Raw genomic sequence first — 8795 nt, forward strand, 5'->3', positions numbered from 1 at the left:
AGAAGGGCTGGTGTCAAGCCTTTTTGGCATGCTGCGAAGCGCAATAAAAGTTGATGGTGATTTCGAAAATCGGCGAAAATTGCATGATTGTTTTAAACTGAGGAGAACCTTGTATGTCTGAAGCCGCTAAACCACAACGGCCGCAATTTCGTAACATACACCTAACCCAAATTGCCGGCTATCGCATGCCTCTGGCAGCCATCGTCTCGATCATGCACCGCATCAGCGGTCTGTTCCTGTTCCTGATGCTGCCTTTCATCCTGTTCCTGCTGGACAGCAGCCTGCTCTCGGAAGGTACTTTCGCCTATCTCAAGGGCTTCGTCTCGGGCTGGTTCGTCAAGCTCGTCATCCTGGCACTTTCCTGGGCCTACCTGCATCACTTCTGCGCCGGCATCCGCCACCTGATCATGGACAACCACGTTGGCCTGGACAAGGACAGCGCACGCAAGTCCTCGGCAACTGTCCTGGTGGTCAGCATCGCGCTGATGATCCTGGTCGCATTGAAACTGTTCGGAGTGTTCTGAAAATGGCTGATAACAACATCGGACCCAAGCGCCTGGTCGTTGGCGCCCACTATGGCCTGCGTGACTGGCTGGCGCAACGCGCCACCGCCGTCGTGATGGCCGTCTACACCGTCATCCTGCTGGTGTGCTTCTTCACCTCGACCAATTTCAGCTACCAGGGCTGGGCGGCGCTGTTCTCGCATCAATGGTTCAAGGTGGCCACCTTTGCCGTGTTCATGGCGCTGTTCTTCCACGCCTGGATTGGCGTGCGTGACGCGCTGATGGACTACGTCAAGCCCGTTGGCACCCGTCTGTTCCTGCAAGTTGCCACTATCGTGTGGCTGATCGGTTGCGCGGGCTATGCCGCGCAGATTCTGTGGAGAAACTAATCGTGGCTGCTATCAAATCCGCCATCACTACCCGCCGCTTTGACGCGGTCATCGTCGGCGCCGGTGGCTCCGGCATGCGCGCCTCGCTGCAACTGGCCGAAGCCGGCCTGAATGTCGCTGTCCTGTCCAAGGTCTTCCCGACCCGCTCGCACACCGTGGCTGCCCAAGGCGGCATCGGCGCTTCGCTGGGCAACATGTCCGAAGACAACTGGTACTGGCACATGTTCGACACCGTCAAGGGTTCGGACTATCTGGGCGACCAGGACGCCATCGAGTTCATGTGCCGCGAAGCACCGAAGGCCGTCTACGAGCTGGAACACTTCGGCATGCCCTTCGACCGCAACCCGGACGGCACCATCTACCAGCGTCCTTTCGGCGGCCACACCGCCAACCTGGGCGAAAAGCCTGTGCAGCGTGCCTGTGCGGCCGCTGACCGTACCGGTCACGCGCTGCTGCACACCCTGTATCAGCGCAACGTGCGCGCCAAGACCCACTTCTTCGTGGAGTGGATGGCGCTGGACGTGATCCGCAACGAAGAGGGCGATGTCCTCGGCGTGGTGGCGCTGGAAATGGAAACCGGCGAAATCATGATGCTGCACGCCAAGACCACCCTGTTCGCCACCGGCGGCGCAGGCCGTATCTGGGCGGCATCGACCAATGCCTTCATCAACACCGGTGACGGCATGGGCATGGCCGCACGTGCCGGCCTGCCGCTGCAGGACATGGAGTTCTGGCAATTCCACCCGACCGGCGTGGCCGGCGCGGGCGTGCTGATCACCGAGGGCGTGCGCGGCGAAGGCGGCATCCTGATCAACAGCAACGGCGAACGCTTCATGGAGCGCTATGCGCCGACCCTGAAGGACCTGGCTCCGCGTGACTTTGTCTCGCGTTCGATGGACCAGGAAATCAAGGAAGGCCGCGGCGTCGGTCCCCACAAGGATCACGTGCTGCTGGATCTGCGCCACATCGGTGCCGACACCATCAAGAAGCGCCTGCCCTCGATTCTGGAAATCGCCCACAAGTTCGCCAACGTCGATGCGACCAAGGAGCCTATCCCTGTCGTGCCGACCATCCACTACCAGATGGGTGGCATCCCCACCAACATCCACGGCCAGGTGGTCGCGCCCAAGGGCGGTTCGATGAAGGAAGTGGTGCAGGGCATGTACGCCATCGGCGAATGCGCCTGCGTCTCGGTGCACGGTGCCAACCGCCTGGGTACCAACTCGCTGCTGGACCTGGTGGTCTTCGGCCGCGCAGCTGGCAACCACATCGTCGGCAGCCGCCTGCAGGACCAGAGCCACAAGCCGATCCCGGCCGGTGCCCTGGACCGCTCGCTGGAACGCATCGCGCACCTGGAAAGCAGCACCGGTTCCGAGCGCGTGCAGGACGTGGCCAACGACATCCGCGCCACCATGCAGAAGTACTGCGGCGTGTTCCGTACCGACGCACTGCTGCAGGAAGGCTACACCAAGATCATGGAGCTGGACGAGCGCCGCAAGCACGTCTCCTTCAAGGACAAGTCCAAGGTCTTCAACACCGCCCGCGTGGAAGCGCTGGAACTGGACAACCTGATCGAAACGGCCAAGGCCACCATCACTTCGGCCGCCGCCCGCAAGGAATCGCGCGGCGCCCACGCGCACAGCGATTACGAGCAGCGCGACGATGTGAACTGGCTCAAGCACACGCTGTGGTTCTCCGAGGGGAATCGTCTCGACTACAAGCCGGTCAACATGCAGCCGCTGACCGTCGAGACTTTCAAACCTAAAGCACGTACTTTCTAAGAGGTCGCAACATGACTCGCACCCTGAAATTCAAGATCTACCGTTACGATCCGGACAAGGACGACAAGCCGTACATGCAAGACCTGACGGTGGAACTGAAGCCCACCGACAAGATGCTGCTGGACGCCCTGCAACGCATCAAGTCCGACGTCGACGATTCCCTGGCGCTGCGCCGCTCCTGCCGCGAAGGTGTGTGCGGTTCCGACGCCATGAACATCAACGGCAAGAACGGCCTGGCCTGCATCACCAACCTGAACGAACTGACCGAACCCATCGTTCTGAAGCCGCTGCCTGGCCTGCCGGTGATCCGCGACCTGATCGTGGACATGACGAACTTCTTCAAGCAATACGACTCGATCAAGCCCTACCTGATCAACGATAGCATCCCGCCCGAGAAGGAGCGCCTGCAGTCGCCCGAACAGCGTGAAGAGCTCGATGGCGTCTACGAGTGCATCCTGTGCGCCTGCTGCTCGACTTCCTGCCCGTCGTTCTGGTGGAACCCGGACAAGTTCGTCGGCCCGGCCGGCCTGCTGCAAGCCTACCGCTTCATCGCCGACAGCCGCGACGAAGCCACCGGTGCGCGCCTGGACAACCTGGAAGACCCGTATCGCCTGTTCCGTTGCCGTTCCATCATGAACTGCGTCGATGTCTGCCCCAAGGGTCTGAACCCCAACAAGGCCATCGGCAAGATCAAGGAACTGATGGTGCGCCGTTCGGTGTAAGCCGGATCGGTGTGATGCCTGCCAGACCCGCCGTCCATGGCGGGTGGCAGCAAGGGGGAGCAGGGCTGGAAGCGGCTTCCCCGACCGGTTCCTTCGGTTTTGGTCCGGTTGAAGTGAATGGAAAGACTAGAAATGAGCGAGTTCATGACTGAACAGCGTCACCAGGATGATCCGGCCAAGCGGGCGCGACTGCGCTGGCGTGCGCGCCGCGGGCTGCTGGAGAACGATCTGATCCTCACCCGCTATCTGGATGCCAACGAGGCCCAGATGAGCGACGACGAGGTGGATGCCTTCTCGCGCCTGATGGACCTGACCGACAACGACCTGATGGACTTGCTGCTGGCCCGCAAGGAGCCGGAAGCGGCGGTTGACCTGCCCCAAGTGCATGCGTTGCTGAAGAAACTGCGTACTGCCTGACTGTTGCACGAATATTGCGCCTGGCCACAAGCCAGACCGATTTTGCCCGATCGCGGCCTGTTCCCACTCGCCACCCGGCGCATCTGAACCACGATGACGCCCGGCTTGCGGTCGCGGCGTTTGATTAACGGTTTCACCATCCCAGCAAAAGGAAAAGCTATGTCCAATACCGATATCAAAGCTACCCTGTCGTTCTCCGACGGCTCTCCGTCCGTAGATTTTCCTATCTACAAGGGCAGCATCGGCCCTGATGTGATCGATATCCGCAAGCTCTACGGCGCTACCGGCAAGTTCACCTATGACCCGGGCTTCATGTCCACCGCTTCCTGCAACTCGTCCATCACCTACATCGATGGCGACAAGGGCGAACTGCTGTACCGCGGCTACCCGATCGAACAGCTGGCGGTGAACTGCGACTTCCTGGAATCCTGCTACCTGCTGCTGCACGGTGAACTGCCCAACGCCACCCAGAAGGAAGAATTCGTCAAGACCGTGACCCAGCACACCATGGTGCACGAGCAGATGAACTTCTTCTTCCGTGGCTTCCGCCGCGATGCGCACCCGATGGCGGTGCTGACCGGCTCGGTGGGCGCACTGTCGGCCTTCTACCACGATTCGCTGGACATCTCCAACCCCAACCACCGCGAAGTCTCGGCCATCCGCATGATCGCCAAGCTGCCGACCCTGGTGGCGATGGCCTACAAGTACAGCATCGGCCAGCCCTTCGTGTACCCGCGCAATGACCTGTCCTACACGGCCAACTTCATGCGCATGATGTTCGCCAACCCGTGCGAAGAGTATCAGGTCAACGAAGTGCTGGTGCGCGCACTGGACCGCATCCTGATCCTGCACGCCGACCACGAACAGAACGCTTCGACCTCGACCGTGCGCCTGGCCGGCTCCTCCGGTGCCAACCCGTTCGCATGTATCGCCGCCGGCATCGCCTGCCTGTGGGGTCCTGCCCACGGTGGTGCCAACGAAGCTGCCCTGAACATGCTGGAGCAGATCGGCTCCGTCGAAAACATCCCCGAGTTCATCAAGCAAGTGAAGGACAAGAACTCCGGCGTGAAGCTGATGGGCTTCGGTCACCGCGTCTACAAGAACTACGACCCGCGTGCCAAGCTGATGCGCGAAACCTGCTACGAAGTCCTGAACGAACTGGGCCTGCACGACGACCCGCTGTTCAAGCTGGCCATGGAGCTGGAAAAGATCGCCCTGGAAGACGACTACTTCGTCTCCCGCAAGCTGTACCCGAACGTCGACTTCTACTCCGGCATCGTGCAGCGCGCCCTGGGTATCCCGACCTCGATGTTCACCTGCATCTTCGCCATGGCCCGTACCATCGGCTGGATCGCCCAGTGGAACGAAATGATTTCGGATCCGGAACAGAAGATCGGCCGTCCGCGTCAGCTGTTCGTGGGCTCGCCGCGTCGCGACGTCACCCCGATCGACAAGCGCTGATTGGCGGATGTTGTCCGTCTGCCTTGTCGGACGGACAACAAAGGCATCGCCAACGTCGCGTTTCCCGTCTTCCGGGAGTGTTTGGAGGAGGGCAGCGAGGCCCGCGCAGCAAGGCTTTGCGGGCGGGCGTTGGTGGGCGGAAATGCCCGTTGCTTCATGTTTCAAATAAAAAAGCGAATCCTTTAGGATTCGCTTTTTTATTTGATATTAGGAGATATAATTCCGATGCGCTGACTGGATGACACACAGAAGTTCAGGTAGACAAGGTCCTTCCCCACAACTTGATGCAATCCGCTAACCGGTCAGGCCGTGTCGCGGAAGGTGTAGAAACCCGCTAATCTCGCGAAGCGCGAAGAAAGGTGAGCAAATGACAAAGCTCTACGAGCAATACAACATCAACTCCTACCTGTTCGGTGGGAATGCTCCGTACATCGAAGAACTGTACGAAGCCTATCTGAACAACCCCGGCTCCGTCCCTGACAACTGGCGTGCTTACTTCGACGCCGTGCAACACGTCCCCGCCACCGACGGCTCCACCCGTCCTGATGTGGCCCACGCTCCGGTGATCGCTTCCTTCGCCGAACGTGCCAAGCAAGGCCCGATCCGCACCGTCATCGCATCCGCCGACTCCGACATGGGCCGCAAGCGCGTCGCTGTCACCCAGCTGATCGCCGGCTACCGTGACCTCGGTTCCCGTTTTGCCAACCTGGACCCGCTGCAACGCCAGGAACGCCCCAACATCCCCGAACTCGATCCCTCCTTCTACGGCTTCACCGATGCCGACATGGACATCGTGTTCAACATCAACAACACCTACTTCGGCCCGGAAACCGCTTCCCTGCGCGACCTGCTGCAGATGCTGCGCGACACCTACACGCGCTCCATCGGTGCCGAGTTCACCTACATCTCCGACATGTCGGAAGTGCGCTGGCTGGAAGAGCGCCTGGAGCCGACCCGTGCCGTGCCCAGCTTCTCCTCCGACAAGAAGAAGCATATCCTGGAGCGCCTGACCGCCGCTGAAGGCCTGGAGCGCTACCTCCACACCAAGTACGTCGGCCAGAAGCGCTTCTCGCTGGAAGGTGGCGAGTCCTTCATCGCTTCCCTGGATGAAACCATCCAGCGCGCCGGTGAAAAGGGCGTGCAGGAAATCGTGATCGGCATGGCCCACCGCGGCCGTCTGAACGTGCTGGTCAACATCCTGGGCAAGACCCCGCAGGAACTGTTCTCCGAATTCGAAGGCCGTCACGCTGACGACCTGCCGGCCGGTGACGTCAAGTACCACCAAGGCTTCTCCTCGGACGTGTCGACCCCTGGCGGCCCGGTCCACCTGTCGCTGGCCTTCAACCCGTCCCACCTGGAAATCGTCAACCCGGTGGTCGAGGGTTCGGTCAAGGCGCGTATGGATCGCCGCGGCGACAAGGATGGTTCGCAAGTGCTGCCGATCCTGGTGCACGGCGATGCCGCCTTCGCCGGCCAAGGCGTGGTGATGGAAACCCTGAACCTGGCACAGACCCGTGGCTACGGCACCGGTGGTACCGTTCACATCGTCATCAACAACCAGATCGGTTTCACCACTTCCGATCCGCGCGACTCCCGTTCGACCCTCTACTGCTCGGACGTGGTCAAGATGATCGAAGCCCCGGTGCTGCACGTCAACGGCGATGATCCGGAAGCCGTCGTGTTCGCCACCCAGATCGCTGTCGACTACCGCATGAAGTTCAAGAAGGACATCGTGGTCGACATCATCTGCTTCCGCAAGCTGGGCCACAACGAGCAAGATACCCCTGCTCTGACCCAGCCGCTGATGTACAAGAAGATCGCCCAGCACCCTGGTACCCGCAAGCTGTACGCCGACAAGCTGGTGACCCAGCAGACCATCCCCGCCGATGGCGGCGAAGAGCTGGTCAAGGCTTACCGCGCTGCGATGGATGCAGGCAAGCACGCCATTGATCCGGTACTGACCAACTTCAAGAGCAAGTACGCCGTCGACTGGCTGCCGTTCCTGAATCGCAAGTGGACCGATGCGGCTGAAACCGCCGTGCCGCTGGCCGAGCTGAAGCGCCTGGCCACCAAGATCACCACCGTGCCGGAAGGCTTCAAGGTCCACTCGCTGGTCGAGAAGGTCTTGAACGATCGCGCTACCATGGGCCGTGGTGAAATGAACCTGGACTGGGGCATGGGTGAACACCTGGCCTACGCCAGCCTGGTTTCCTCCGGTTACGCCGTGCGCCTGACCGGTCAGGATGCCGGCCGTGGCACCTTCACCCACCGTCACGCCGTGCTGCACGACCAGAACCGCGAACGTTGGGATGCCGGTACCTTCATCCCGCTGCAGAACGTGGCTGAAAACCAGTCCACCTTCACCGTGATCGACTCGGTGCTGTCCGAAGAAGCCGTGCTGGCCTTCGAATACGGCTACTCGACCGCTGAACCGAACACCCTGACCATCTGGGAAGCCCAGTTCGGCGACTTCGCCAACGGTGCCCAGGTCGTCATGGACCAGTTCATCAGCTCCGGCGAAGTGAAGTGGGGCCGTGCTTCGGGCCTGGTGCAGATGCTGCCCCACGGCTACGAAGGCCAGGGTCCGGAACACTCCTCGGCACGTATCGAGCGTTACCTCCAGCTGTGCGCCGACAACAACATGCAGGTCGTGCAGCCCACTACCGCTGCGCAGATCTTCCACCTGCTGCGTCGCCAGATGATCCGTCTGTTCCGCAAGCCGCTGATCATCATGACCCCGAAGTCGCTGCTGCGTAACAAGGACGCCGGTTCGCCGCTGTCCGACCTGGCCAAGGGTTCGTTCCAGACCGTGATTCCGGAAGTCGATGAAACCATCGACGCCAAGAAGGTCAAGCGCATCGTCGCTTGCTCGGGCAAGGTGTACTACGACCTGGTCAACGCCCGCAAGGAACGTGGCCAGACCGATACCGCCATCATCCGCGTCGAGCAGCTGTATCCGTTCCCGCACAAGGCCTTCGCGGCCGCGTTGAAGCAGTTCCCCAACTTCAACGAACTGGTGTGGGCCCAGGACGAGCCGCAGAACCAGGGCGCATGGCTGCAGATCCAGCACAACATCTTCGAGAATCTCTCCGAAGGTCAGAAGCTGGCCTATGCAGGCCGCCCGGCCAGCGCCTCGCCGGCCGTCGGTTACTACGACAAGCACTACGCACAGCAAAAGGCGCTGATCGAAACCGCCTTCGCCAAGCTCAAGGGCTTTGTGCTGACCAAGTAATCATCGATGCAAACGGGGCGCGCTGCGAGGGCAGTGCGTCCCTGTTTCCATAAGAACGAAATCACCCGAAAATCGGAGAATCCTGAAAATGGCTCAAATCGAAGTAAAAGTCCCGCAGTTGTCGGAATCCGTTGCCGAAGCAACCCTGCTGCAATGGCACAAGAAGGTTGGCGAACCGGTGGCCCGTGACGAAAACCTGATCGACATCGAGACCGACAAGGTCGTGCTGGAACTGCCCTCGCCGGACGCCGGCGTGATCACCCAGATCATCAAGGCCGACGGTGCCACCG

Annotated in this window: 8 protein-coding genes; all 8 read left to right on the top strand. The window is 60.9% G+C overall.

Going from position 1 to position 8795, the window contains the following annotated elements:
* The first annotated feature begins 113 nt into the window (after positions 1 to 113).
* Positions 114 to 524, top strand: a complete 411-nt coding sequence (gene sdhC / locus B3873_RS11225) for a succinate dehydrogenase, cytochrome b556 subunit (RefSeq protein ID WP_039785325.1) — start codon at positions 114 to 116, stop codon at positions 522 to 524.
* Positions 525 to 526: 2 nt separating this feature from the next.
* Positions 527 to 892: a succinate dehydrogenase, hydrophobic membrane anchor protein gene (gene sdhD / locus B3873_RS11230; RefSeq protein WP_286866072.1), complete on the top strand. Its 366-nt coding sequence runs from the start codon at positions 527 to 529 to the stop codon at positions 890 to 892.
* 2 nt (positions 893 to 894) lie between these two features.
* Complete coding sequence (sdhA, locus tag B3873_RS11235; protein WP_286866073.1) at positions 895 to 2673, top strand: succinate dehydrogenase flavoprotein subunit; 1779 nt, start codon at positions 895 to 897, stop codon at positions 2671 to 2673.
* Positions 2674 to 2684: 11 nt separating this feature from the next.
* The gene (locus B3873_RS11240) at positions 2685 to 3395 is read left to right on the top strand and encodes a succinate dehydrogenase iron-sulfur subunit (RefSeq protein WP_006463281.1); all 711 of its coding nucleotides are present in this window, start codon (positions 2685 to 2687) and stop codon (positions 3393 to 3395) included.
* Between the two features lie 132 nt (positions 3396 to 3527).
* Positions 3528 to 3812 carry a succinate dehydrogenase assembly factor 2 gene (locus tag B3873_RS11245; protein WP_008329929.1) on the top strand — a complete coding sequence of 95 codons (285 nt, stop codon included), beginning with the start codon at positions 3528 to 3530 and terminating at the stop codon, positions 3810 to 3812.
* Between the two features lie 159 nt (positions 3813 to 3971).
* Positions 3972 to 5273: a citrate synthase gene (gene gltA / locus B3873_RS11250; RefSeq protein WP_286866077.1), complete on the top strand. Its 1302-nt coding sequence runs from the start codon at positions 3972 to 3974 to the stop codon at positions 5271 to 5273.
* 367 nt (positions 5274 to 5640) lie between these two features.
* Positions 5641 to 8505 carry a 2-oxoglutarate dehydrogenase E1 component gene (locus B3873_RS11255; RefSeq protein WP_286866079.1) on the top strand — a complete coding sequence of 955 codons (2865 nt, stop codon included), beginning with the start codon at positions 5641 to 5643 and terminating at the stop codon, positions 8503 to 8505.
* Positions 8506 to 8593: 88 nt separating this feature from the next.
* A partial coding sequence (locus B3873_RS11260) for a biotin/lipoyl-containing protein (protein ID WP_286866082.1) occupies positions 8594 to 8795 on the top strand: 202 nt, incomplete at its 3' end.

This window comes from Herbaspirillum sp. UBA812 (assembly GCF_002296545.1).
Taxonomy (GTDB): domain Bacteria; phylum Pseudomonadota; class Gammaproteobacteria; order Burkholderiales; family Burkholderiaceae_D; genus Herbaspirillum; species Herbaspirillum huttiense.